General features: G+C 37.9%; 26 protein-coding genes and 1 pseudogene. 9 read left to right on the top strand and 18 right to left on the bottom strand.

What is annotated here, in order from left to right:
- Position 1 precedes the first annotated feature (1 nt).
- Positions 2-364 carry a four helix bundle protein gene (locus tag H9N25_RS18965; protein WP_190326882.1) on the bottom strand — a complete coding sequence of 121 codons (363 nt, stop codon included), beginning with the start codon at positions 362-364 and terminating at the stop codon, positions 2-4.
- 71 nt (positions 365-435) lie between these two features.
- Entirely contained in the window at positions 436-777 is a 342-nt protein-coding gene (locus H9N25_RS18970) for a carboxymuconolactone decarboxylase family protein (RefSeq protein WP_167295681.1), read from the bottom strand.
- Positions 778-828: 51 nt separating this feature from the next.
- Between H9N25_RS18970 and H9N25_RS18975 the strand changes: the two genes are divergently transcribed.
- Positions 829-1,188 (top strand): hypothetical protein, encoded by a 360-nt coding sequence (locus H9N25_RS18975; protein ID WP_190326883.1) that lies wholly within the window; start codon positions 829-831, stop codon positions 1,186-1,188.
- Here H9N25_RS18975 and H9N25_RS18980 read toward each other — a convergent pair.
- Positions 1,178-1,510 (bottom strand): MGMT family protein, encoded by a 333-nt coding sequence (locus H9N25_RS18980; RefSeq protein WP_167295683.1) that lies wholly within the window; start codon positions 1,508-1,510, stop codon positions 1,178-1,180. The genes H9N25_RS18975 and H9N25_RS18980 overlap by 11 nt on opposite strands.
- Positions 1,510-2,160, bottom strand: coding sequence for a tRNA (guanosine(46)-N7)-methyltransferase TrmB (gene trmB / locus H9N25_RS18985; RefSeq protein ID WP_167295684.1), 651 nt, complete (start codon positions 2,158-2,160; stop codon positions 1,510-1,512). Before trmB ends, H9N25_RS18980 begins: the two co-directional genes overlap by 1 nt.
- A gap of 113 nt (positions 2,161-2,273) precedes the next feature.
- Here trmB and fcl point away from each other — a divergent pair, with 113 nt between their 5' ends.
- Both fcl and H9N25_RS18995 read left to right on the top strand, forming a co-directional pair.
- Positions 2,274-3,200, top strand: coding sequence for a GDP-L-fucose synthase (fcl, locus tag H9N25_RS18990; RefSeq protein WP_190326884.1), 927 nt, complete (start codon positions 2,274-2,276; stop codon positions 3,198-3,200).
- A 125-nt stretch (positions 3,201-3,325) separates the two neighbouring features.
- Positions 3,326-4,258 carry a hydrogen peroxide-inducible genes activator gene (locus H9N25_RS18995; RefSeq protein WP_167295686.1) on the top strand — a complete coding sequence of 311 codons (933 nt, stop codon included), beginning with the start codon at positions 3,326-3,328 and terminating at the stop codon, positions 4,256-4,258.
- 163 nt (positions 4,259-4,421) lie between these two features.
- Here H9N25_RS18995 and H9N25_RS19000 read toward each other — a convergent pair whose 3' ends face one another.
- The 5 genes from H9N25_RS19000 to H9N25_RS19020 all read right to left on the bottom strand — a co-directional run bounded on the left by H9N25_RS19000 (position 4,422) and on the right by H9N25_RS19020 (position 7,094).
- Positions 4,422-4,646 (bottom strand): hypothetical protein, encoded by a 225-nt coding sequence (locus H9N25_RS19000; RefSeq protein ID WP_167295687.1) that lies wholly within the window; start codon positions 4,644-4,646, stop codon positions 4,422-4,424.
- A gap of 48 nt (positions 4,647-4,694) precedes the next feature.
- On the bottom strand, positions 4,695-5,156 hold the full coding sequence (locus H9N25_RS19005) for a hypothetical protein (RefSeq protein ID WP_167295688.1): 462 nt from the start codon (positions 5,154-5,156) through the stop codon (positions 4,695-4,697).
- Between the two features lie 98 nt (positions 5,157-5,254).
- A complete protein-coding gene (locus H9N25_RS19010; RefSeq protein WP_167295689.1) occupies positions 5,255-5,863 on the bottom strand; it encodes a superoxide dismutase in 609 nt (202 codons plus the stop codon).
- A 213-nt stretch (positions 5,864-6,076) separates the two neighbouring features.
- Positions 6,077-6,544, bottom strand: a complete 468-nt coding sequence (locus H9N25_RS19015) for a nucleoside deaminase (RefSeq protein WP_190326885.1) — start codon at positions 6,542-6,544, stop codon at positions 6,077-6,079.
- A 214-nt stretch (positions 6,545-6,758) separates the two neighbouring features.
- Positions 6,759-7,094, bottom strand: coding sequence for a tRNA-binding protein (locus H9N25_RS19020; protein ID WP_167295691.1), 336 nt, complete (start codon positions 7,092-7,094; stop codon positions 6,759-6,761).
- A gap of 194 nt (positions 7,095-7,288) precedes the next feature.
- On the opposite strand from H9N25_RS19020, the gene H9N25_RS19025 reads away from it, so the two are divergent.
- From H9N25_RS19025 to H9N25_RS19035, 3 genes and pseudogenes are all read left to right on the top strand, one after another.
- Positions 7,289-8,773, top strand: a complete 1,485-nt coding sequence (locus H9N25_RS19025) for a xylulokinase (protein ID WP_190326886.1) — start codon at positions 7,289-7,291, stop codon at positions 8,771-8,773.
- 73 nt (positions 8,774-8,846) lie between these two features.
- Positions 8,847-10,177: pseudogene (gene xylA, locus H9N25_RS19030) on the top strand (xylose isomerase).
- A 251-nt stretch (positions 10,178-10,428) separates the two neighbouring features.
- Entirely contained in the window at positions 10,429-12,096 is a 1,668-nt protein-coding gene (locus H9N25_RS19035) for a sodium/sugar symporter (RefSeq protein ID WP_167295694.1), read from the top strand.
- A 447-nt stretch (positions 12,097-12,543) separates the two neighbouring features.
- On the opposite strand, the gene H9N25_RS19040 is transcribed toward H9N25_RS19035, so the two are convergent.
- The 7 genes from H9N25_RS19040 to H9N25_RS19070 form a co-directional block, all read right to left on the bottom strand.
- A complete protein-coding gene (locus H9N25_RS19040) occupies positions 12,544-12,924 on the bottom strand; it encodes a hypothetical protein (RefSeq protein WP_167295695.1) in 381 nt (126 codons plus the stop codon).
- Position 12,925: 1 nt separating this feature from the next.
- Positions 12,926-14,161, bottom strand: coding sequence for an ABC transporter permease (locus H9N25_RS19045; RefSeq protein WP_190326887.1), 1,236 nt, complete (start codon positions 14,159-14,161; stop codon positions 12,926-12,928).
- A gap of 98 nt (positions 14,162-14,259) precedes the next feature.
- The gene (locus H9N25_RS19050) at positions 14,260-14,898 is read right to left on the bottom strand and encodes an MBL fold metallo-hydrolase (RefSeq protein WP_190326888.1); all 639 of its coding nucleotides are present in this window, start codon (positions 14,896-14,898) and stop codon (positions 14,260-14,262) included.
- A gap of 48 nt (positions 14,899-14,946) precedes the next feature.
- A complete protein-coding gene (gene gldD / locus H9N25_RS19055; protein WP_190326889.1) occupies positions 14,947-15,534 on the bottom strand; it encodes a gliding motility lipoprotein GldD in 588 nt (195 codons plus the stop codon).
- A gap of 55 nt (positions 15,535-15,589) precedes the next feature.
- Positions 15,590-16,333 (bottom strand): shikimate dehydrogenase family protein, encoded by a 744-nt coding sequence (locus tag H9N25_RS19060; protein WP_167295699.1) that lies wholly within the window; start codon positions 16,331-16,333, stop codon positions 15,590-15,592.
- Between the two features lie 83 nt (positions 16,334-16,416).
- Positions 16,417-17,184 (bottom strand): phosphosulfolactate synthase, encoded by a 768-nt coding sequence (locus H9N25_RS19065; protein ID WP_169502713.1) that lies wholly within the window; start codon positions 17,182-17,184, stop codon positions 16,417-16,419.
- 60 nt (positions 17,185-17,244) lie between these two features.
- Entirely contained in the window at positions 17,245-18,648 is a 1,404-nt protein-coding gene (locus H9N25_RS19070) for a tetratricopeptide repeat protein (RefSeq protein WP_167295701.1), read from the bottom strand.
- A gap of 250 nt (positions 18,649-18,898) precedes the next feature.
- Between H9N25_RS19070 and H9N25_RS19075 the strand changes: the two genes are divergently transcribed.
- Positions 18,899-19,357 (top strand): nuclear transport factor 2 family protein, encoded by a 459-nt coding sequence (locus H9N25_RS19075; RefSeq protein WP_190326890.1) that lies wholly within the window; start codon positions 18,899-18,901, stop codon positions 19,355-19,357.
- A 136-nt stretch (positions 19,358-19,493) separates the two neighbouring features.
- Here the strand turns inward: H9N25_RS19075 and H9N25_RS19080 are convergent, their stop codons facing one another.
- Together H9N25_RS19080 and H9N25_RS19085 are read right to left on the bottom strand one after the other, a co-directional pair.
- The gene (locus H9N25_RS19080; protein ID WP_190326891.1) at positions 19,494-22,004 is read right to left on the bottom strand and encodes a M1 family aminopeptidase; all 2,511 of its coding nucleotides are present in this window, start codon (positions 22,002-22,004) and stop codon (positions 19,494-19,496) included.
- A gap of 105 nt (positions 22,005-22,109) precedes the next feature.
- Positions 22,110-22,991 (bottom strand): TraB/GumN family protein, encoded by an 882-nt coding sequence (locus H9N25_RS19085; RefSeq protein ID WP_190326892.1) that lies wholly within the window; start codon positions 22,989-22,991, stop codon positions 22,110-22,112.
- Positions 22,992-23,123: 132 nt separating this feature from the next.
- Between H9N25_RS19085 and H9N25_RS19090 the strand changes: the two genes are divergently transcribed.
- Entirely contained in the window at positions 23,124-24,236 is a 1,113-nt protein-coding gene (locus tag H9N25_RS19090) for a TlpA disulfide reductase family protein (protein WP_190326893.1), read from the top strand.
- 164 nt (positions 24,237-24,400) lie between these two features.
- Complete coding sequence (amaB, locus tag H9N25_RS19095) at positions 24,401-25,942, top strand: L-piperidine-6-carboxylate dehydrogenase (protein ID WP_190326894.1); 1,542 nt, start codon at positions 24,401-24,403, stop codon at positions 25,940-25,942.
- The last annotated feature ends 77 nt before the right edge of the window (positions 25,943-26,019 follow it).

Consider the following 26,019-nt stretch of genomic DNA (forward strand, 5'->3'; position numbering starts at 1 on the left):
ATTATGCGAATTTTGCAGGATTGTTAATCATAAAGTTTAATAATTTGCTTATCTCTTCACATTGACTATCCAAGTGATTGAATTTTTCCTCAGAAATATAGTTACATGCAAGCGCTACATCTAACCAAACTTGCGTTTCACCATTTTCCATATCGGCGTCTGATAATTTGCTGATGAAATGATTTGGATACCTTCTTTTTTTATAAGCTTCACCTATACTGCTACAAACAGACCTAGAAGATCTGCGAATTTGGTCTACCAAACTATATTGCTCAGATTTGGGAAATTCTTTTGTTAACATAAAGATATCCATCAACAGAGAAAATCCTTTTTTATAAACCATTAGTTCTCTAAATTTCCCCATAGTTTTTTAAAACTAATATAACAATTTGAGAGCAGAATAAAGACTCTAGACTGAGGACTTAAGACTCGGGACTAAGCATTCAATTCATCCCAATACTCCACCGCTCTCCTATAATGTGGAATTACAATACTACCGCCTACAAGATTGGCGATCATGAAAATTTCGTTCATCTCATCGTGGCTTACACCGGCATCGAAACATTTGCCCAAATGGTATTTAATACAATCATCACAGCGCAAAACCATCGAGGCTACCAAACCTAACATCTCTTTCGTTTTAACATCTAAGGCTCCGTCTGCATAGGAAGTTGTATCGAGCGCAAAAAAACGTTTAATATTTGTATTTGCCGTTTCCATTATCCTATCGTTCATTTTTTCACGATAGCCATTAAATTCTTCTACAAGCTTTCCCATATTTTAAAATCTTTTTTAACTGTTATTTGTTAGGGATATAAACATTTGATTATGAAAATGATATCCCCAAAATTTCATGCCGTTTTAGATTACCTATTAGTAATGCTTTTATTGGCTTCACCTGATGTTTTTGGTCTTTCCAAAACCGCTTCAACACTCGCTTATGCACTGGGTATCATTCATTTTTTATTAACAATAAGCACTAATTTTAGCGGAGGTATTTTTAAAATCATTAATCTTAAACTTCACGGCCTGATCGAATTTTTCGTCAGTGTTATTCTAGTTATTTTAGCGTTTACGCTTTTTAAGGGAAATTTAGTAGATGAAATTTTCTACGCCTGCTTAGGCTTATTGATTCTGATTATTTTTATCCTTACTGATTATAAACGAAGTTTACCTGTTATATTATAATTTCTTCCAGCGGATTCCAGAATATCTTTTTAAAGTTTACCACCTTGTCGTTCTTCACTTCAACACCTTCTTTCCTCAACAGCTCCTCCATCAATTCGGGCGGTTTGAAATGAAACTTTCCGGTTAGCAAGCCACTACTGTTTACTACCCTATGTGCAGGCACACTAGGATGTGCTGTTCCGGCATAAAGCATGGCATGCCCTACCATTCTTGACGATTTTGCTGCACCCAAACTTTTGGCGATAGCGCCATAAGAAGTAACCCTTCCTTTCGGAATTAACCGGGCAATCTCATAAACCTGCTCGTAAAAGTTGGTATCCATTATTCAAAAGAAAATTGAATATAATTAATATTTTTATCGTGTAACAAGTATTTTTTCTCGTAATAGGTTTTGATCGACAATACTTCATCAACCAGTTCAGATGTATATAGATGATCGGTGTTTTTATGTACAGGCAAGCCCAATTCTGCCACCTTTTCGCAAGTATAAGTATACAGTTGGTCGTTATCTGTTTTTAAATTAACATTGCCACCTGGCCTTAAAACAAGTTTATAACGGTTCAGGAATGCCGGAAAAGTCAGACGTTTTTTCTCACGGCTATCTTGTGGTTGCGGATCGGGGAAAGTGATCCAGATCTCATCAATTTCTCCTTCGTTGAAATAATCCAGTAAGTTTTCAATCTGGATTCTTAAAAAAGCCACATTATCAATCCCGTCTTCAATGGCCGTTTTGGCCCCGCGCCAAATGCGGTTACCTTTATAATCAACGCCTATAAAATTCTTCTCCGGGAATAACCTGGCCAGATTTACCGAATATTCGCCTTTTCCACATGCCAGTTCGAGCACAATTGGATTCGTATTTTTAAAATGTGCTGAAGCCCAGTTTCCCTTTAAAGCTTTTCCTTGTTCTAATTGATATACGTTTGCAAATGTTTCAATTTCTGCAAAACGCCTAAGTTTATCTTTACCCAAAAGTTTTTTTTCTGCAAAAATACAATTAAATCAATAATCGAAGTTTCTTTTGCTATAAAGATTAATGTCATTCTTGCATAGGAATCGTATTTTTGTAACCTTATAAAAATACCGTGGAAAAAAACGCTAAAATATATGTTGCAGGTCATCGTGGTATGGTGGGTTCGGCCATTTACCTTAAACTGCAAAAAGAGGGTTACGAAAATATCATTACCAAAACGTCAGCAGAACTTGATCTGCGCAACCAGCAGGCCGTTACCGATTTCTTTGCAAAAGAAAAACCGGATTATGTGTTTCTTGCCGCAGCAAAAGTTGGTGGTATTATAGCCAACAATACATACAGGGCCGACTTTCTTTACGAGAACTTAGCCATACAAAATAACGTGATCCACAATGCTTATGTAAATGGCGTTAAGAAACTTATGTTTTTGGGATCGAGCTGTATTTACCCTAAAATGGCTCCGCAACCTTTAAAAGAAGATTACCTTTTAACCGGAACTTTAGAGCACACCAACGAACCTTATGCCATTGCAAAAATTGCAGGAATTAAAATGTGTGATGCTTACCGCGATCAGTATGGCTGTAATTTCATCTCGGTTATGCCCACAAATCTATATGGCTTTAATGATAACTATCACCCTCAAAATTCGCATGTTTTACCAGCTTTGATCCGTAAGGTACACGAAGCAAAAGCAAATAACGAAAAAGAGATTGTAGTTTGGGGATCAGGATCGCCGATGCGCGAATTTTTGTTTGCAGATGATCTGGCAGACGCCTGTTATTTTCTGATGCAAAACTATAACGAACCACATTTGATCAACGTAGGCACCGGACACGATTTGACCATTAAAGATTTAGCTTTATTAATCAAAGATGTATTGGGCTTTGAAGGTGAATTGGTATTCGATGCCAGCAAACCAGACGGAACGCCCCGTAAATTGATGGATGTAAGCAAACTGCACAGTTTAGGCTGGAAACACAAAATCGAATTACCTGAGGGCATTGCTTTGGCTTATCAGGATTTCGAAAGCAGATATTAAATAATGATTGAATGATAGAATAATTTTTATGCAGCTAGCCATTTCTCTCATTCAAAATTCCGTCATTCGCTAATTTATCATAGCTAAAATTTATATATTTGTTTTGATAAATAAATTTTAACTATATGACTTTAGTTCAGCTAGAATATATCGTTGCTGTAGATACTTACAGAAGTTTTGTTACCGCTGCAGATAAATGTTTTGTAACGCAACCTACCTTAAGCATGCAGGTACAAAAACTGGAGGAGTTGATTAGCGTTAAAATTTTCGACAGAAGCAAACAGCCAGTAAGTCCTACTGAAATTGGCGCCCAGATTATTGCTCAGGCCAGAATCATTTTACAAGAAAGCGGAAAAATAAAAGAACTGATCAGCAGTCAGCAACAGGATGTTTTAGGCGAGCTAAGAATAGGTGTAATCCCAACTGTTGCACCGTACCTGCTGCCTGAAGTAATTTCGGCCATGCTGGATAAATATCCCGAATTAAAACTTTTAATCTGGGAATATACCACAGAAGACATTATTCACCATTTAAAAACAGGCGTACTCGATTGCGGGATTTTAGCCACCCCACTTACCGACCCGAACATTACTGAAACCCCTTTATATTACGAAAACTTTGTAAGCTACATCAGCAAAAACAGCAAGCTTTATAAAAAGAAGGCCGTTGATGCAGAAGACCTAAACGATGAAAACATCTGGCTTTTGAACGAAGGTCATTGTATGCGCAATCAGGTATTGAATATTTGCCGCTCTACAAAAAACAACAGATTACAGGGGCTGGAATACAATACAGGCAGTGTAGAAACCTTAGTGCGTATGGTTGATTTAAATGGAGGTGCAACATTACTCCCTGAGTTGGCCATAGCAGAATTAAATGCAAAACAGACCAATAAAGTTCGTCATTTTAAATCTCCTGAACCTGTGCGTGAGATCAGCCTGGTAACACATAAAAACTTCATCAAAAAAAGGATGCTCAATGCTTTAAAAGATGAGATTTTAGAAATTATCCCAAAAACAATGAAACAAAAAAAGAAAAAAGATATCGTTGGGATATAAATCATCTTGAGAAGTTTAAAAGTGCGAAGCGATAGAAAAACTTCGAAAGCTTTAATATGGTTGTCATTGCAAGAAGGCTCTTTCAGCCGACGAAGCAGTCTTACAACGATCGCTAGAAGCATGCGCATTAAGATTGCGTGTACCTCATTTAAACTTCATGAAGTTACTCACGATCTTTATCTACATGATCAGCCAGCTTATAGCCTGCAGCAGCAGGATTTTTATCTTCTAAAAAGATCAAAATAATTAATGAAATAATGGGGATTAAAAAGGAAATGAAAAACCAGAACCAAAAATTCCGGCCTGTTCGCTTTGCCAAAAAACCTGCAAGTAACTGTGGCGATAATAGTAGTCCGAGTACAATAGTGCCTAAGATAATCTCTGGCATTTGTTATTGATTTAATTGATTACAAAACCACTGATTTGCTTAATAATACTACTGATTTTGTTTTTCTACGGGAGGTGCAGATAGCAATCCTTTAATATCGCTCTCCACTTCTTCTTCTTCGCCTTTCTTCTTTTTCTTGTTTTTAGCTTTTAAGCCTTTACCGCTTAAACGTTCCTCAATAATTTTATCATATTCGGTTTGTTGCTCTGGCCTTAAAACATTGCGGATATTTTTTGAGGTTTCGTTCTGGAGTTTATAGAATTTATCTACATCCTCTTCGCGCGAGTTGCCTGCCTGTTGTCTTTTAATTAAATCAGCCTGCTCTTTCGCCTGGTTATAGGTAAAGCTGTAGATTACGCTTTTTTGCGTCCCATTAAGTTTTAATCGCTTATCCAGATCCTCCACATTCTTCTGTGCAATTTCTGTTGGAGTAGGTACTTTATTCTGTTGTGCACGTACCAATCCATTTGCACCAACAATAATTAAAAATAAAATTACAAGCCTTTTCATTCCGAACATTTTATATCTGCGAAGTTACTTAATTATCTTAAAACAAGAAAGTCCCGATTTGCATCGGGACTTCTCTTAAATTTTATTTAATGTTTAGCTTATAAAGCTTTTTTGTAAAGCTCAGCAACTGCATCCCAGTTAATTACATTCCAAATGGCCGCTAAATAATCAGGGCGTTTGTTCTGGTATTTTAAGTAATAAGCGTGCTCCCAAACATCGATACCTAAAATTGGTGTGCCTTTTACCTCAGCAATATCCATTAAAGGATTATCCTGGTTTGGTGTAGAAGAAACTTGAAGTTTTTTATCAGCACCTACTGATAACCAAGCCCAACCAGAACCAAAACGGGTAGCACCGGCTTCTTGTAATTTAGTTTTAAGCTCGGCAAACGAACCAAAAGTTTCGTTAATGGCCTTAGCTAAATCGCCAGTTGGCTCACCACCCTTATTTGGACCTAAAATGTTCCAGAATAAAGAGTGATTATAATGTCCACCGCCATTGTTTCTTACAGCAGCAGGGAATTTTGAAATGTGTTTTACAATTTCCTCAATGCTTGAAGTCGCCTCTGGCTTACCTTCTAAAGCTTTGTTTAGGTTGGTAACGTAAGCCTGATGGTGTTTATCATGGTGGATTTCCATGGTAGTTTTATCAATATGCGGTTCTAATGCATCGGTTGCGTAATGTAACGCAGGTAATTCAAAAGCCATAATGTTTTATGTTTAAAGATTTAAAAATGTTTCTTGTAGCAAATATAACATTAGAACGTTAAGATTTGTTCATGTTATTATCATCAAATCGTTTTCTGTAAGAAGTTGTAAAGCCAGAAGGGTTGAAAAGTTGTAAGGTTCAGGCCGGTAAGTCTGAAAAAAAAGATTCATGGCTCATGGTTTGATTGCCTAATATGCAACCATCAACTCAACCTATCTCTTCTTCGCAAAAAATCCTTTCATTAACGCTCCGCACTCCTCAGCCATTACACCGCCTTTTAATATTGTTTTGGGATGGAGCAGGTTTGCATTTTTAGAGATAAATCCTCTTTTCTCTTCTCTAGCGCCATACACAATGCGACCAATTTGTGTCCAATAACTTGCACCGGCACACATTACACAAGGCTCGATGGTTACATATAAAGTACAATCCCTTAAATATTTCCCTCCAATGGTTTGCGCAGCAGAAGTAAAAGCCTGCATTTCGGCATGTGCTGTTACATCATTAAAGCGTTCAGTTAAGTTATAACCACGGCCAATAATCCTGTTTTTACTTACTACTATAGCGCCTATCGGAATTTCATCATCAGCCAAAGCTTTTCTTGCTTCTTCCAAAGCCAGTTTCATATAATGGATGTCTTCTTCTTCGGGATCCGTATTTTCGAAATTGTAAAAACTCATGGAGCAAATATAGGGTATAGTTCAGTAGTTTTGCCCCTCATATGTGTTGTAAACTTCTGGAGTGAGATTGATTTTTGAAGCGCAACGCGAGCGCTAATCGGCTACTGTATTCCTGCTTTGCATTTCAAGTCCGCCCTCGTTCCTCGCTTGCATGCTTCCCACTTCAATCAGGGCTATTAGCGTCGAGTCTCAGCTAAAACACTTCAGAAATCGGCTAAATCAACTTACTCCCATTAGGCACTTTACTTTGCACAGCTGTTAATACGATATCGCCGTTTTCATCAGCAAAACCGGTAACTAAAAATTCGGACATAAATTTTCCGATCTGTTTTTTAGGAAAGTTAATTACCCCAACAATCTGTTTTCCGGGTAATTCGTCCAATGTATAATGTTTGGTAATTTGCGCGCTGCTCATTTTAATGCCGAATTCGCCAAAATCTACCTTCACTTTATATGCCGGTCTTCGGGCTTCAGGAAATTCGAAGGCCTCTAAAATGGTCCCCACCCTTAATTCCACCTTTTCGAAATCATTCCAGGTAATCTCTTCCATAGCTTAATTTTAATGTATAGACGGCAAAAATATAAATTATTAAATAATTCGGGTATAGCTTAAATTAGCACAAATATGCAATTCAACCGATTGCATTAAAAAGAATAGATTTTACAAAAAATTTGCGTTTTATCTTTTAACCACTATCTTTATGCAACCGTTTGCATAGCCAAATATTAAAATAATTTAAAACGATGTATTTATTAGGGATTGATTTAGGTACCTCATCTATAAAGGTCGCAGTTGTTGATGCAACTACACAAAGAAACATAGCCACCGCTCAGTATCCAGAGGAGGAAACAGCCATCAAATCTTTACAGTCCGGCTGGGCAGAACAATCACCTAACGATTGGTGGCAAAATGTTCAACTGGCCATTCTCAAATTAAATTCGACAGGCCTTTTTGATCCTAAAGAAATTAAAGCCATTGGTATTGCGTACCAAATGCACGGATTGGTTATTGTAGATAAAAACCAGCAGGTGCTCCGCGATAGTATTATCTGGTGCGATAGCAGAGCGGTTGAACTAGGCAATAGCGCTTTTGAGGCGATTGGGCACGAAAAATCGTTAAAACATTTATTAAACTCTCCAGGAAATTTTACGGCCTCAAAACTGGCCTGGGTAAAAGCAAACGAACCAGACATCTATAGTCAAATTGACAAGATAATGCTACCTGGCGATTTCATTGCGATGAAATTAACCGGAGAAATTACAACAAGTATTTCTGCACTATCTGAAGGCATTTTCTGGGATTTTGAAAACCACGAAATTTCTAAAGATGTAATGGATTATTATGGCATTTCGGACAACCTTATCCCAACGGTGAAACCCTTATTTTCAGAACATGGTTATTTAAATGCAGATATTGCACATGCGTTGGGTCTACCAATCGGAATTCCAATTGCGTATAAATCTGGCGATCAGCCGAACAATGCGCTTTCTTTAAATGTATTAAAACCCGGAGAGGTTGCCGCCACTGCCGGAACATCGGGAGTGATTTACGGCGTAAGCGACGGGCTTACTTACGATAAACAATCGAGAGTAAATACCTTTGCGCACGTCACCTATTCGGAGGAAAAAAAACACACTGGCGTTTTACTTTGTATCAATGGTACCGGCAGTATGTACCGTTGGGCAAAACATAATTTCGCACGACAGGCTACCTATACCGAGCTGAATACGCTGGCATCAAAAGCACCAATAGGTAGCAAGGGTTTAAAAGTGCTTCCGTTTGGAAACGGTGCCGAAAGGATGTTAAACAACAAATATACCGGAGCTCAATTATTAGGTATTGATTTAAACCTCCACAATCAATCAGATATCTTCAGAGCGGTACAAGAAGGGATTGCTTTTTCTTTCCGTTATGGATTGGATATTATGCGAGAAAATGGCATGCAGCCTAAAGTCATCCGGGCCGGAAGGGCCAACCTTTTTTTAAGTGATGTATTTGCACAAACTTTTGTAGACGTTACAGGCATTCCGGTGGAACTTTACGAAAACGATGGTAGTGTAGGTGCAGCATTAGGTGCAGGTATAGGTGCCAAAATTTTTAAAAGTGAAGAAGAAGCTTTTAGCAACCACCAAGTAATTAATACTTTAACACCACAACATTCAGCTGTATATGAAGCAATCTATCAGGATTGGAAAGAAATATTAGAAAAACAATTAGCAATTGGTTAATGGTTGATAGTCCATAGTGAGATCTACTATGAACTATTGACCAATAGACCATCAACCAAAAAAAACAAAAAACATGACAAAAGTAGTAACAGGAGCAAAAGAATTTTTCAAAGGCATTGAGCAGATCAAATTTGAAGGTCTGGAAAGCGATAATCCATTAGCATTTAGATGGTATGATGCCAACAAAGTAGTAGCGGGCAAAACCATGAACGAACATTTTAAGTTTGCTTGTGCTTATTGGCACTCATTTAATGGTAATGGTGCCGATCCATTTGGAGGCGCAACGCACATTTTCCCTTGGGATGAAAAAAAAGATGCAGTAGAAAGGGCGAAAGATAAAATGGATGCAGCCTTTGAATTTATTACCAAAATGCAGATCCCATATTATTGTTTCCATGATGTGGATGTGGTAGATTATAGCGACGATATTGCCGAAAACGAACGCAGGTTACAGGCTCTTGTTGAATATGCCAAACAAAAACAAGCAGATAGCGGCGTAAAACTATTATGGGGAACAGCCAATTTATTTAGCCACAAGCGCTACATGAATGGTGCATCTACCAATCCTGATTTTCATGTGCTGGCACATGGGGCCGCCCAGGTTAAAGCAGCTTTAGACGCTACCATTGCCCTTGGTGGCGAAAATTATGTTTTCTGGGAGGAAGAGAAGGCTATATGAGCTTATTGAATACCAACATGAAACGTGAGCAGGAGCATTTGGCCAAATTCTTACATGCCGCTAAAGATTATGCGCGCAAACAAGGTTTCAAAGGAACATTCTTCATTGAACCAAAACCTTGCGAACCTTCTAAACATCAATATGATTACGATGCTGCAACAGTAAAAGGCTTTTTACAACAATACGATCTGTTGGCCGATTTCAAATTAAATTTAGAAGTTAACCACGCTACTTTGGCTGGTCATACTTTCCAGCATGAATTACAGGTTGCTGTAGATAATGGTTTATTAGGATCTATCGACGCTAACCGTGGCGATTATCAGAATGGCTGGGATACTGATCAGTTCCCTAATGATATCAACGAACTAACGGAAACTATGTTAATCATTTTAGAGGGTGGCGGCTTACAAGGCGGAGGCGTAAACTTCGATGCGAAAATCCGCCGTAACTCAACTGATCCGAAAGACTTGTTCTATGCGCATATTGGCGGCATGGATATCTTTGCAAGGGCATTAATCACGGCAGATGCCATTCTTCAAAAATCAGATTACAAAAAAGTAAGGGCAGACCGTTATGCTTCATTTGATAGTGGAAAAGGTGCCGAATTTGAACAAGGCAAACTAAGTTTAGAAGATTTAAGGAACTACGCTGCAGAAAATGGCGAACCAGAGGTACGCAGCGGGAAGCAAGAATATCTGGAAAACTTAATTAACAGGTATATTTAAAATTAATTCTCCCTGGTTTGTGAAGGCACAGGCCAGGGATGATACATACTTTATTTCAACAAATCTCAAAAATTTCTCCGTTCTGCTGCAAAGCAGTCGAAATGACGATGAACTTAGTCTATCTTAGCTTAATAACCTTGAAATTAAGATGGATGAATTAATAAACGTCACTTTAACATTTTTTAATTCAAAAAAAGCGGAGATTAATTTATGATTTTGCTACATTTAGATTTCTAAACCAAATAACTTAAATGAAAGTCACAGATTACATTATTTTTCTAGCCTACTTTGCCATTGTGGCAATTTACGGTTTTTGGATTTACCACCGTAAAAAACAAAAGCAGATGAGCAGCAAGGATTATTTTCTTGCGGAAGGTTCACTTACCTGGTGGGCAATTGGCACATCCTTAATTGCCTCGAACATTAGTGCCGAGCAATTTGTAGCCATGAGTGGCGATGGATTTAAAATGGGACTAGCCATTTCTACTTACGAATGGATGGCAGCTGCAACATTGGTAATTGTAGCTACATTTTTTATTCCCGTATATCTTAAAAATAAGATCTACACCATGCCACAATTTTTAAGTCAACGTTACAACGGCACCGTAGCCATGATTATGGCTGTGTTTTGGTTGTTATTGTATGTTGTAGTAAACCTAACCTCTATCTTGTACCTGGGGGCCTTAGCTGTAAGCAGTATTTCGGGTATTGGCTTTTGGTATTGTATGATGGGTCTAGCTATTTTTGCTGTAATTATAGCATTAGGTGGCATGAAAGTAATTGGTTACACGGATGTAATCCAGGTAGCGTTTTTAATTTTCGGCGGTTTAGCAACTACTTATTTAGCGCTTAATTTAGTTAGCGATCATTTTGGCGGCCATGGCGTATTAGATGGTTTATCGTTCTTAAGAGAAAAAGCACCAGATCATTTCCACATGATATTTAAGAAAGACAGTGCCAATTACGCCTCATTACCTGGTATGACGGTACTGCTCGGCGGGATGTGGATAGTAAACTTAAACTATTGGGGCTGTAACCAATACATTACCCAGCGTGCTTTAGGTGCTGATCTAAAAACAGCCAGAGCAGGTATTTTATTTGCTGCCTTTTTAAAGCTGCTAATGCCACTAATTGTAGTTTTGCCAGGTATTGCAGTATATATGTTGTATCAGGAAAAAACAGGTATTGATGTAAACTCAATGATGCCTGGAGGAGAGCTTCGCCCGGATAGGGCTTACCCTACTTTATTGAGTATCTTACCAACAGGGTTAAAAGGTTTATCTTTTGCAGCATTAACCGCAGCGATTGTTGCCTCATTAGCTGGTAAAATTAATAGTATCTCCACCATTTTTACTTTAGATATTTTTAAGAAACACATTAATTTAGAAGCCAGTGAGAAAAAACTGGTAAGTACCGGACGCGTAGTGGTAATTGTTGCCATGGCTATTGCTATCGGTATTTCGCCCTTCTTAGGTATCGATAAAAAAGGTGGTTTCGAATTTATTCAGGAGTATACAGGTTTTGTGAGTCCTGGTATTTTTGCCATGTTTATATTGGGCTTCTTCTGGAAAAAAACTACTTCAAATGCAGCCCTGTTTGCTACTGTTGGTGGATTTGGTTTATCAGTATTGTTAAAATTCTTGCCGGGAATGATGGATTTATCTTTCCTTCACAATTTTGGATTCTCGGTGGCCAATGCAGATGGAATCTACGAAATACCTTTCTTAGATAGGATGGGCATTGTATTCGTAATATGTATTGTAGTAATGTTTGCCATTAGTATGTTCGAAAACAGCAAAGGCGATAAATCTAATGGTTTAGAAGTCGATTCGAGCATGTTTAAAGTTCATCCTTCGTTTGCCGTTGGATCGCTGATTGTGTTCGGAATTTTAGTTGCACTTTACTCTACTTTCTGGTAAAATTAAAAATCAAGAATATATAAAAGGCTCGCAATGAAAGTTGCGAGCTTTTTTGTTTATCTACTGGCTGTGTTACCAACAACCCAATTGGCTAAAAGCTGTTTTTGCTAGCGAGAACATCCATCAATCTGTAAAGACATTGCGATTAACGCTACAACAGGATAGGCAGAAAAGAATTTGCAGGCGCAACAGTTAAATAGTAGCAAAAACTGCCCAAAATAACCCTGATTGAAGTGAAAGCCTGCAAGCGAAGCATGAGCGCGGACTTATAACGGAAAGCAGGACTGCCCTATCCGATTAATACTGCAATTGCGCTCTAAAAAAATGAAAATAATAAAATAAACAAGTCGTCGAGGCTGACCACGTAGTAGCTACACCGCAATCAGAAACACTATTTCTACTTGTAAAATAAATTCAGCAGCACGATTTCTGTAGATTTTAAATGAATTATTGTGCGCAAGGCCCATCAGGGATTTCTTTGCTGATTTTGATTACTTTGGTTACTACTAGAGTAGAATCGAAGTCGGCAGAAACAGTTGCTGTATCTGATTTAGCAAAATAACCTTCTAATTCTACATATACTGGCTCATAAGGCTTTTCGAAGCCTAGCTTGCTATAAGAGAGTTCTAAGTTTTTTACGCTGTCTGTAACCCAATATTCACGTCCATCTTCGCACAAGGTAAAAGACCTCATTTCTGGGCCAAAACTATACAAACCTTTAACGGTTTTCAGATTACTTTTTTCTCCCTCGGCTTTATCGTTTCTACAAGCTGTAGCGGCCACGCCAAGGAGCACAACGAGTACAATTGCTTGCTTAAATAACTTCATTTTATATAGTTTGATTAATTTGATCTATCTTTTTAACGCTTAAATTGGATGACAAAGCAGATGCCAAAAATGAGAAGATGCCTACTGTAACAAAAACTAAAACAAAATCTTTCCATTTTAGTCCGATTGGATAAGAACTTACCAGTGTTTTGTTTACGTCATCGCCCATCTTAATAAAACCATAGGTGTGCTGAAAATAATAAAATATAAGGCCTATAATTAAGCCCAGTATGCAGCCAGACATAGTGATCATCATACCCTCAAATAAAAATATACGTTTGATTAATTTCTTGCCTGCACCTAAACTGCTCAGAATGGCAACATCCTTTACCTTATCGATTACTAACATGGTTAACGACCCTATGATATTAAATATAGCAATAATCAGGATAAAAGTAAGAATAATATATACAGCCCATTTCTCGGTATTTAAAATGTGGTAAAGGGATTTATTTTGCTCCGCCTGATTTCTGACTTCATAATTCTTACCAGCCTTTTCAATTACTTCTTTTTGAAAATCGTCTACATCAACACCAGGTTGGAGATTGATCTCTATTGCAGACACTTTTTTATCTTCGCCTAAAAGTTCGCGGGCAAAATTCAATGGTACAATAATCCCATTGTCGAAATCTTGCTGCACTTCAAAAACACCGCTTACCCGGATGTTCTTCACCACAAAATCATCGGCCGGATTTAAGGTATTGGCAGCAATATCTTTCTTTGGCGAATAAATTTCCAACTCTGTAAAGGGATCAACAGTGTTTACAGCCAGGTAACTTTGTAACGCAGAGCCAATTACGGCATTATCGCCACTTCTGTTGTGCAATATAAAATGGCCTTCTTTAATGGTACTATCTAATTTGGTATTCTTCAAATAGTCTAAACTTACACCTTTAACCATTCCAACGGCCTGCTTATTGTTGTATTTCAGTAAAGCATTTTCTTGGAGCACTTCGGTAAAAGCGGCAACACTTTTATCTTTTCTGAGCTGATTAAAATAGCTTGTGTTTGGATCAAAAGTTTTCCCCTTAGCCGGGGTAATGGCAATTTGCGGGGTAATGGTATCGAACATACTCAATACCACTGTTTCTAAACCGTTAAATACCGAAAGGATAATAATCAAAGCAGCGCTGCCAACCATTACACCTACCATTGATATGCCCGATATCAGGTTAATGGCATTGGTTGATTTTTTGGCAAAAAGATACCTTTTGGCAATATAAAGCGATGTATTCACAGCTGCAAAGATAGGTAAAAGGTTGAGGGTTTAAATGTAGTAGAAGGTATAGGTTGTAAACTGCTACATTTAAAAGACCTTATAAACAATATTCAATTTTAAAAAAATGGGTTATGCTGTTTTTCAAAACCTATGCTTGTGGCCGGTCCATGGCCAGGATAAACTTTGGTTTCATCTGGTAAGACAAAAAGTTTATCGGAAATGTTTTGAATTAATTGCTGATGGTTGCCTCCTGGCAGATCGGTACGACCAATGCTGCCATAAAAAAGTACATCACCACCTATTAAAATATGATCGGCAGAGCTGTAAAAACATAAATGTGCAGGCGAATGGCCAGGGGCAAAAATTAAGCTTAAAGTGCTGTTGCCAAAAGAGACTGTTCCTGTTTCGGGCAAAAAAGTATCGGGCAATGGCGAAACATCATAACGGGTAAAACCCATTGATGGCGCATAACCCGGAACTGCATTTAAAATCGGTAATTCACCCTGATGAAACTGTGGTTTTAAGCTATAGGTTTCGTACACAAATTTATTGCCGAAAACATGATCGAGATGACAATGTGTATTGAGCAATAAAACAGGTTTTAACCCTTCATTTTTAATGAAAGCCGCCAATTCATTTTGCTCAAAACCCTCGTACATCCCCGGATCGAGAATGGCGCATTCTTTGGTTTCATCGTAAAGTACATAGGTATTTTCGCTGTAAGTGTTAAAAGTGAAGGTTTTTATTGTAATCATAAATTTTAGAAAAAACCTGCTTCCAAGAACAGGATAACAAATAATAAATTAATTTTTCCACCTGAAGGTAGAAATCAAGGTATCGATATCCTTTTTAATAAATTTAACAACGGGTTCAATAGAGTCGTATTGTGGGCGTTCATTAAAATATAAAGCCCCTCTAAAATAATGTTTAGCACTATCGGTTAAAAAAAACTGGACTGATGATGCAGTATTCCCTTCAATGGCGTAATAAATGCCATAAACTTTATGATCGGGGTAATTGATGAGCTTTTGATCAATTGCACTGGCTTTTATTGTATGTTTAAAGGCAAGTTTTCGGGCATCTTCTACCATTTCATCATATTCGCTTTTTCCCGAAACATCATAATAAGTTAAATGCAAAAAGCCATTAAACTGCTTAAAGTGTAAATTGTACCAGCTTTTTTTGGCATCGCGGCTTTGATCTTGCTCTACCGCAGCATAAGCAGGGTATTTGAAAGTAAAGGGAACAGGCTTGGTAAATGTGACATAGTCTTTTTTAGGAAATACAATCCTGAAATAAGCCTTTGGCTTCGGACTATAATCATGGTTCTGGCAAGCTGTTATGAACAAAAGCAATACAAAGGGGATACAGATCAGTTGTTTTAGTTTCATAACATTCTATCAAAGATTGCTTCGTCGTTCCTTCTCGCAATGACGATAAGTTAAATTATTTATTCCAAATTGCCCAGGCTTTTTCTGCTTGTTTGTATAGCATTTCCAAACCGTTTTTAATCGCCGCACCACGCTCGGCAGCTTTAGCTAAAAATGCAGTCTCCAGCGGATTGTACACTAAATCGTAAGCTAAATATCCTTTTCCAAGCAAACTGTAATCAATTTCGGGAAAAGTATCTACACTTGGCGACATTCCCAAGGGCGTAGTATTAATCAATAACTGGTGCGAGGCTAAAATCTCTGGTGTAATTTCCGAGTAAAGAATAGCACCGGGCACAGCTGTTCTTACCACCACCTGATATTGGATCTTTAATTTATCTAAAACGTACTTTACTGCTTTCGCCGCACCACCATCGCCAAAAACAAGTGCTTTTGTATGTTGTGGCCCTAACAATGGCTTTAACGATTCTTCAAAGCCGTATGCATCGGTATTGTAGCCTTTTAAATAGTTTTTATCTTCAAAAGTTTTAATGGAAATACAATTTACGGCGCCAATTTTTTCTGCAGCTTCATCTACTTCATTTAAATAGCAAAGCACGTTAACTTTATGCGGAATCGTAACATTAAGCCCACAAAGTGAAGGATTTTCACTTAGTAGATCGGGCAGTGATTTAATATCGGCTATAGGGAAAAGTTCGTATTGATGATCGGCTATGCCCTCATTTTGAAATTTTTCCGTAAAATATTTTTTCGAGAAAGAATGAGAAAGTGGGTATCCGATTAAACCGTATGTTTTCATATTTGATATAAATAAGCAAACCTTACAGGTTTTAAAAACCTGTAAGGTTTATTTAATATGCCCCGCAATGACGGATTTTGTCTTTATTTTACTTGGTTCAGGAAATAATCAAAAGTATCTCCGCGTAATCCTAAACGAATAGTTTCCAAAGGAATTACTTCTGCCGGGGCAATATTACCCAGGTTTACATTACTACCGATTAATTTAATAAACCAAACTTGCTGTTCTTTTTGAGGTGCTTCCCAAATAATGGTTTCTTCAGGAATCTGCGTTAATATTTCATCCACCAATCCTTCACGCACTTCTCCGCTTCCACGGTAAATTCCAACATTACCACCTTCTCGTGCTTCGGCAATTACCTTCCACGATCCCGCCTCAATTTCGGCCTGCATTAATTTAATCCACTTATATGGGGCAAATATTTTAGCGGCATCTTTACTGCCTACTTCAGAAATAACGGTTACCTGTTTAGCCAGTTCACTGATAAAACCACATTTTTTATCGTGCTCAATTTCGATAGAACCATCAGAAACTTCTGCATATTCCATTCCATACTGATCTAAAACACGTTGGTAATCTGAAAACTGGTTTCGGATAATAAAGGCTTCAAATAATGTTCCACCAAAATAGGTAGGAATGCCTGCACTTTTATATAAAGCTAATTTTTCTTTAAGGTTTGGTGTTACGTGTGATGTTGCCCAACCTAATTTCACAATATCTGTATGTACGCCGGCAACTTCAATAAAATCTTCAACCTGGCGTAGGCTCAATCCCTTATCCATAACCATTGTTAAGCCTTTTTGGCGTGGTTTAGCTGGACGTTCGGGAACGTTTAATAATGGATAATTCATATGCGTACAAAAGTGAAAAAAATTTTGAGATTTATTTGTTAAATTTTTCTCACAAGGTCGTTACCTTATATATCGGTTTATAACGTTCAAAATGGCACTATTATCCTGCAATTGCGGCAAATATTCAAATAAAATATAGTGTTTATCAGGGTCGGTTGTTAAAGCCGTTTCTAAATATCCCAGTGCATCGCCATAGTTCCCTAAGGCAAAAAGATAAGCCACCATCCGGTAATATAGTTCTGCTGCTTCCGGGTTATTCTTAATTGCTTCTGCCATCGTTTCAGATGCTTCCAGCAATTTCCCCTGTTCGTAAAGCACGGTACTAAAATCTAACCAGGCTTCGATATCCAAAGGATTAAACTCCAATACCTTTTCGTAAGCTTCAATCGATTCGTCAATCTGGCCTAATTTATAATAAGCATCAGCCATCGCAAACCAGAAATCGGCATTCTCCGCTTCTAAATCGATTGCTTTTTTATAAAAATGCAGTGATTCGAAATAACGTTCTTCAAAATTTAGTGTAACACCGATCCCAAACCAGGCATCTGCCATTTTAGGGTCCATTTTTACCGATTTTTTGTAGTAAGAACGGGCTTCGTCCATTTTTTCCAGTTTCTCATAACACTCTCCAATGGCACAATAGGTATCGGCATTAGGCTGTTCGTATTCGAAAGTCTGTTTATAAACATCTATCGCCTCATCGTACTTATCCAGCTGTACGAGCGCATTTCCTTTGTTAAAATAAGCCGAACTAAAATCTTCTTTAATTAGTATCGCGTAATCATAAGCGTCAATCGCTTTTTCGAAAAGGTTCAACTTGTGGAAACTATTGCCCAAATTATACCAGGCCGCATAAGAATACGGATCGGTATCGATGTATTGCTGATAAAACTTGATACTTTCTTCTTGCTTATCTAATACATCGTAACAGAAAGCCAGCTCATATAAACCATCCTGGTTCTCCATATTTTGCTCTAAACTAAGCTTAATATAGGTAATGGCGCTTTCATAATCGCCCATGCTCTGGTAAACATAAGCCATCTGTAATAAAATCTCATCGGTACTTTCGGCCAACCCCAATGCTTTTTCATAATTTTCCAAAGCCTCATCAAAACGTTCGGTATTTTGAAAAATATTACCGCGGAGCAAATAAATATCCGGTTCAGACGGTTCTAAAAGCTCAGCCTTTTGTAAAGCAATAAAAGCCTTTTCGTTGTTGTTGGTTAAAATGTAAAGGTGAGCCTGTTTGATTAAAAATACTGTTGCATAAGGGTGTTGACTGATTGCAAAATCAACTACCTGCAAAGCTTTGACCGGATCATTTTTCTCAATGTAGAAATCTACAATGTATTCGAATGCCCCTGCATCGAAGAAATACTGATCCTGGTTCCGGAGCATTTCTTCGTAACGTTCTACCGAGCGTTGTGCATCTTCGTTGGATTCAAAAAAGAATTCTTCTTCCATATATTATACTATTAAAGAACCGTGCCAGTTAGCAGAAAAACACATTATAAGTTTACAAGTTTTAATTATCCGTTTTTAAAATAATTATTAACATCAATCAGCTAAAACAGCGTAAATAGCTGACTATAAAGCGTATTGACTGTGATTAAGATGTGTGGATAATCGATAGATTTTTTGCAACATCGCGGTTCCTTTTCCCTTCTTTTACAAAAATACTATAAATTTATGGTATATACGTAATTAAGAAGTCATGAAAGGATTAGTCATTTTTGCCCTGTTTTTATTATGTTTTACTACAAATGGCTTTGCACAAAGCGATGATGAAAGTGCCATTAAAAAAAACATAGCCAAGCTTTTTACCGGCATGAAAGACGGAGACAGCACTTTAACAAGAAGTGCCTTTGCACCAGCAGCAATAATGCAAACCATCGTCAACAAAGAAGGTAAGGTGAGCATACGAACAGAATCGGTTAACAGCTTTATCAAAGTTATTGGCACTCCGCACCAGGATAAATACGATGAGCGTATTGTTTTTACTAAAATCTTAATCGATGGCCCTTTGGCTTCTGTTTGGACAGACTATAAATTTTACCTGGGTGAAAAATTTAGCCATTGCGGGGTTAATTCTTTTCAGTTGGTGAAAGGAGATAAGGGCTGGCAAATTGTTTATATTATTGATACCAGGAGAAAAGAGGGATGTAATCCTTAAAAGACAAATAGCCAGCTTTGGCAGATTGTAAAAAGAACGATCGTCATTCCCACGCAGGTGGGAATCTTAAAGCTCACTGCATTAAGATCCCCAATCAAGTTGGGAATGACGCATCGACACATAACTATGTTAATTATTATTCTTTTCCTAAATCAGCTGCGCCTTTTTTAAACAATTCGGCCTGTTTGCTTAGCTTTGTTTTAGCCTCTCCGCTTACTGCGGCAGCTTGTTGTGTTTTAGCCTGGGCAGCTGCAGTGTAGGCTCCTGAAAGTTGCTTATTTAAATAAGATTGTAATTTTAATCTTTCAATGGCGCCAGCAATGTTCATAATACCTTTTTCGGTAACTACGGGGTTATTGTTGGCTCTCAGATACTGAAAATACTGACCAACTACTGCAAAAACTTCATTCTTATCGCCTGTAAGCATAATGTTATCATAAAATGCCTGATACTCATCTTTTGGTTCGTTGATATATAACGTTGCAATAGAAGCTGCTATATGTGCTTTTGTATCTTCATCTAACGATGCTAAAGTTGCGATACTTTCTTGTGGAGCCAATTTGGCCAAACCATCAACACCAGCAGCAATTACCCTGTACGACCTGTCTTTTAAGCTTTCTAACATTAAATTTTTATATGCCTGATCGCCAGTTTCAGCTAATTTCAAAATTGCAGCTGATCTTGCTTCGGTATTTTTATCTGTTTTGGCGATCTGAAGTAAAATCGGCAAAGCTGCTGCTTTAATCTGAGTATCGTCTAAATTAATGCCATCTATACTTAAAGTTCTCAAATCTGCCGATTGATCTTTTAAACCTTCTAGCAATACGAGTTGGCCGCTTTTGGCTTTACTCTGCATAATAAATTGTAAGGCTTCAATTCTATTGGCATAACTAGGGGCATTTTTGTATTGGAAATAATAGTTTTCAGCAGTTTTGTTATCGTTGGTTTCGCCAACTAAAATTTTATCTACATCAAAATCGATTAAATCCGGTTTAGCACTCACCTCAAAACTAAAATTCTGCTCACGACTATTAATCAGAACCTCTTTTCTGATTTTTTGACCTCCCGCGTAAATATCAATTTTGACCGGTAGCGTAAAGGTCTGCACGCTCGAATCCTGTGTCTGCTTAACTTTAATTGTTGCCTTGCCGTTTTCGTAGCCATAATCGATACTTAAAATCGGGTGGCCGCCATTGTAATACCACTGATTAAAATACGGACTCCAATCTTTTCCGGTAACATCTTCCATTGCCAAACGCAATTGGTGCGTTTCGCCATTTTTAAAGGCATTTGTAGTGAGGTAGCGGTTAAGCGACTTATAGAAAGCTGCATCGCCCATCTGGTTTTTTAAGGCATACAGAATAATCGAACCTTTGGCGTAGCTGACATTATCGAACATATCTTCTTTATCGTTGTAATAGAAGCGGGCCAAAACCGGACTTTCGCCTTTTTTAGTTGAGCCTAGGTAAGACTGAAGTTTTTCGTAACGCGATTTATCTTCAGCATCCTTACCCGCATCATGCCCATGCCAGATTACCTCGCCAAAGGTGGCAAAAGATTCGTTCATGGTTAAATTAGACCACGATTCGGCCGTTACATAATCGCCAAACCACTGGTGAAAAAGTTCGTGTGCAATGGTTCCTTCTTCATTTTCGTCCAATAATTCCCGATCGGTTTTTTGCACCTGCTCGCCGTGCAAAGTTGCTGTAGTATTTTCCATCGCACCCGAAACGTAATCTCTGGCTACCACTTGTGCATATTTGTTCCATGGATAATCTACACCCAACAGATTGCTATAAAATTGGATCATATCAGGCGTTTTACCAAAAATCTGTTTGGCGTAAGGCGCGTATTTAGGCTCCAGGTAATAACTCACTTCCTTACCTTTATAAGTATCTTTTGTAATTTTGAATTCTCCCACAGCCATCATAAACAAGTATGGCGAGTGAGGAAGCTCCATTTTCCATGTATCGGTTCGGGTTCCATCTGCATTGGCTTTCTGGCTCACCAATTTTCCGTTAGAGAGTGTTGTATATTTCGATTTTACCGTAATTGAAATCTCTTCAGTAGTTTTCTGATCAGGTTTATCGATAGTGGGAAACCATGCCGAAGATGATTCTGTTTCACCCTGTGTCCAGATCTGCGTTGGTTTATTTTTATCCGCCCCATCCGGGTTGATAAAATATAAACCTTTAGCATCGGTTATGGCCGCACTCCCCTTTACTTTCAGTTCATCAGGTTTAGCAGTATAAGCAATATATACCGTATACTTTTCAGTATTAGTGTACTTTTTATTTAATGTGATGTACAGTTTATTATTGTTATAAACATATTTAAGCGGGGTATTTCCTTTTACGCCAACCAATGCAACGGTTTTAATATCCATTCCCTGTGCATCAAGTGTTAAAGAGTCTGTAGCATAAAAATGAGGCTTTAAAGTAACCCATTCCTTACCAAATAGGTATCGCTTAGCATAATCAAAAGATACATCGAGTTTGGTATGTATCAGATCGTTAACTTTAGTTGCAGTTACACGGTAAATATTTAAGTTGTTCGATTTTTCTACAGGCAGTTCCTGCGCAAAAAGTGGTTTAGCCATAAAGGCCGAAGCCAGCATTATCCCACAGGCAATAATTTTTTTATCCATTTTTATGTTGTTACAGTTAGTTTTACTTTAAACGAGCTATTTGTGCTAAAGTTAAAACGCAAATGTAGTTCCCTTTCGTTTGTTTTTACAAACACATTAAAACATTTAATTGGTTGCTACAGGCTTCAAAATGTAACCTTTAAGTTGCAGTCCTTTTATCAAACCTTCAGTACCTACTAAATGACCCGCCCCGACCGCTATAAACAACGACTGGTTTTGCATTAAGGCAGGTAATTGATCCAACCATCTTTTATTTCGATTTTTTAACACTTCAGTCATAAACTCTTTGGTTTCCTCGTCTTGTATTTTAAAAAAATCGGTTAATTTATCGATATCCTGGGTGATATAATACGTTTTCAGCTCTTCCATTTTTTGTTTGCTTTTATCTCCCTCCCTAATCGATTTCAGCAATGCTTTTTTTTGTTTTTGCAGATCATTATCGAATAAAAGTGCTCCCTGATACTCGGCTGTTTCTAACCCATACAATGATTTACCATTGTTTTTAGCATATGCCTGGAAACTATTATCAATTCCTTCTCCTACATCTTTTAATAGATCTGCATTATCAAAAAACACCATCATAAACGACACCATTGCAGGCTTAAAGTTGTTTAGCTCCTTTAATTCAAAATCGGGCTGTTTGGTTTTGAAATAATCTTCTACCTCTTTAAATTCTGCTTTTGTTAATAAACTATCGAGTGTGTTGTTTTTCATCATTAAAAAAGGCGCCATTTTCTTCTGTATGGTACTATCCATTACAATTTCACCCACTACCGCATCGGCCGATTTCAATTTCTCCTGCAAAACCTTCATGGTATCCGCAAATTTAGCCCCTATTAAATGATGCGTGCCAAATAGATAGGAAGGCTTTTTTAGCCCATTACCAGAAATTTCCCATAAAAGAGAGTTCGTTGCCTTCTTGGGTTGTGCGTTAAGGCTGAGCCCGAAGCCTAAAAGGGCAATGAATAATAGTTTAATTTTTTTCATTGAATAGTAGTATTGAGTAAAATTAGGGTAAGATATTAAGAATTATGCTAAAGCTAAGCTTGTGTAGGCACTAGAAAATGTGCTCTCATAAAATATTGCTTTCATAAAGGCAAATCCTTATTTTGGTCAAATATGAAAAACGCGCTATTACTCCTTATTGCAATCTGCATCACCACGCTCGTTTCTGCCCAGCAGTATGTTATTAACGCACAAATTACTGGCTTTGAAAACGGAACTAAGTTTTACTTAAACGATTCGGAGCTTGATACCGACATTGATAGCGCCATAATCAAAAATAATGTTCTAAATTTCAAAGGCATGCTTAGGAAAACACCTCAATCATTATGGGTAAAAACAACTGTAGCCAAGGAGTTTTACTATTTTACCTTACTAATGGGAAATGAAAAAATTAATGTAAAGGGAGACATTAAGGATTTTCCTTTTGACCTGAAGATAACGGGATCAAAAACACAGGATATGCATAATAAAATGATAGACTTGACTAAAGCAGGTTATAAGCAACGGAATAAATTAGTAGCGGAATATTTTGCACTGACAGGAGATAGTGCGAAATTAAAGGCTAAAGCGATATGGAAGGTGATTGGGAAAATAGATAGTACAGACAGGATTACAAGAATGAATTTTGTAAGGCAGAATTTAAATAGTTTCGAAGCACTCGATGCTCTTTTCTATCTTAAAAATGACTTTCCGAGAGACACAATACGTAAATTTTACAATTCTCTCCATGCAGATTTTAAGAATACTTTATATGCAAAAAGAATTGATACGTATTTAAAGGTTGGGGATATTATCGATAAAGGAGATAGTTTCTACAATTTTTATGCTTTCGATAAAGATGCTAAGCAACATTCTTTAGCTGAGTTGTCGGGCAAGTATATATTATTGGATTTTTCAACTTCTTTCTGTGGCCCTTGTATAGAATCCATTCCAGAGTTAAAGGAAATCTCTCAAAAGCTCAATGATAATTTATCAGTAGTCTCCTTTTCATGTGATGCAGGGAAGGAAACTTGGTTAAAGGGCTTAAATAGAGATCAACCTCAATGGCTAAGCCTCTGGGATGGGAAAGGATTTTATGGCGAAACAATCATCAAATATGGTGTTTCTGGTTATCCTACTTTTGTACTAATCAATCCACAAGGCAAGATCGTCTCCAAATGGTCAGGCTATGAAAAAGGAGCACTATTTAAGAAAGTTCTTGGACAGATCTCTACAAAATCTAATTAATATTCTGTTTTGCACTTAAGCCCAAACTCAATGTGTAAAAGAGAATCACGAATAATTTGATCTTTCTATTAAGTAAGGGTTTTCAGCCGATTGTGATAAGATAAGCGGTAAACATACCTACTTTCCTTTATTTTTTTTGTTTTTTTGTGTAAATCGTTAGATATATGACTACAGATATTCAATCCATTTTAAACAAACTGGGCATTAATGCAAGCAATGCCGCCTATAGTACAGGCAGCAATTGGGGCGGTGAACTTAATCCAAATACATTAGAAAGTTTTTCTCCTGTTGATGGTAAGCTGATTGCTTCGGCAAAGGTTGCAAGTGCTGCTGATTATGATGCTGTTGTACTTAAAGCGCAGGAAGCATTTACAGCATGGCGTTCGGTTCCAGCGCCCAAAAGAGGAGAAATTGTGCGCCAGTTTGGTGACGCATTACGCGAAAACAAAGATGCCTTGGGTACCTTAGTTTCTTACGAGATGGGCAAAAGTTTGCAGGAAGGGCTTGGCGAAGTACAGGAAATGATCGATATCTGTGATTTCGCCGTAGGTTTATCGAGACAGCTTTATGGTTTAACCATGCACAGCGAGCGCCCGAGCCACCGCATGTACGAACAATGGCATCCTTTGGGAATTGTAGGTATCATTTCTGCATTTAATTTTCCTGTAGCCGTATGGAGTTGGAATACCGCCCTGGCCTTGGTTTGCGGCAATGTTTGCATTTGGAAGCCATCAGAAAAAACCCCTTTAACCGCCGTTGCGTGCCAACATATTATTGCGAAGGTTTTTAAAGATAACGATATAGCCGAAGGCGTTTGTAACCTTGTTTTAGGAGATAGGGAAGTTGGAGAACTGATGACAAATGATGGACGCATCCCTTTAATTTCTGCCACCGGCTCTACAAGGATGGGCAAGGCAGTTGGCGCAGCTGTTGGTGCACGGTTAGGGAAAAGCCTGTTGGAGCTAGGCGGCAATAATGCCATTATCATTTCAGAACATGCTGATTTAGATATGAGTTTAATTGGTGCTGTATTTGGTGCTGTTGGTACTGCAGGCCAGCGCTGCACTTCTACCAGAAGATTAATTATACACGAAAGCGTATATGATGCTTTTACTGCTAAACTGGTTAAAGCTTACGGACAGTTGCGCATAGGCGATCCATTAGATCAAAATAACCACGTTGGTCCGCTGATTGATACCGATGCAGTTGCAGCTTACCTAGATTCTATAGCAAAATGTAAGGCCGAAGGCGGCAATTTTGTGGTAGAAGGAGGCGTTTTATCTGGCGATGCTTATACAAGCGGGTGTTATGTAAAACCATGTATTGCCGAAGTTCAGAATGATTTTAACATTGTTCAGCATGAAACATTTGCGCCTATTTTATATCTGATTAAATACAAAACATTAGAGGAGGCCATTGCCTTGCAAAATGCCGTTCCTCAAGGATTATCATCGGCCATTATGACCTTGAATTTAAGAGAGGCTGAGCAGTTCTTATCCGCTAACGGATCTGACTGTGGCATAGCCAACGTAAATATCGGTACTTCAGGTGCAGAAATTGGTGGTGCTTTTGGTGGTGAGAAAGAAACCGGTGGTGGCCGTGAAAGTGGATCGGATGCCTGGAGAGCTTATATGCGCAGACAAACCAATACCATCAATTATTCGAATACACTGCCTTTAGCACAGGGGATAAAATTTGATTTGTAAAATCGTCCTCGTTTGTAACAAACGATCATCTTTTTAAAATAAAAAAGGCACTAAATTTAAAATTTAGTGCCTTTCTG

The organism is Pedobacter riviphilus (assembly GCF_014692875.1).
Classification (GTDB): domain Bacteria; phylum Bacteroidota; class Bacteroidia; order Sphingobacteriales; family Sphingobacteriaceae; genus Pedobacter; species Pedobacter riviphilus.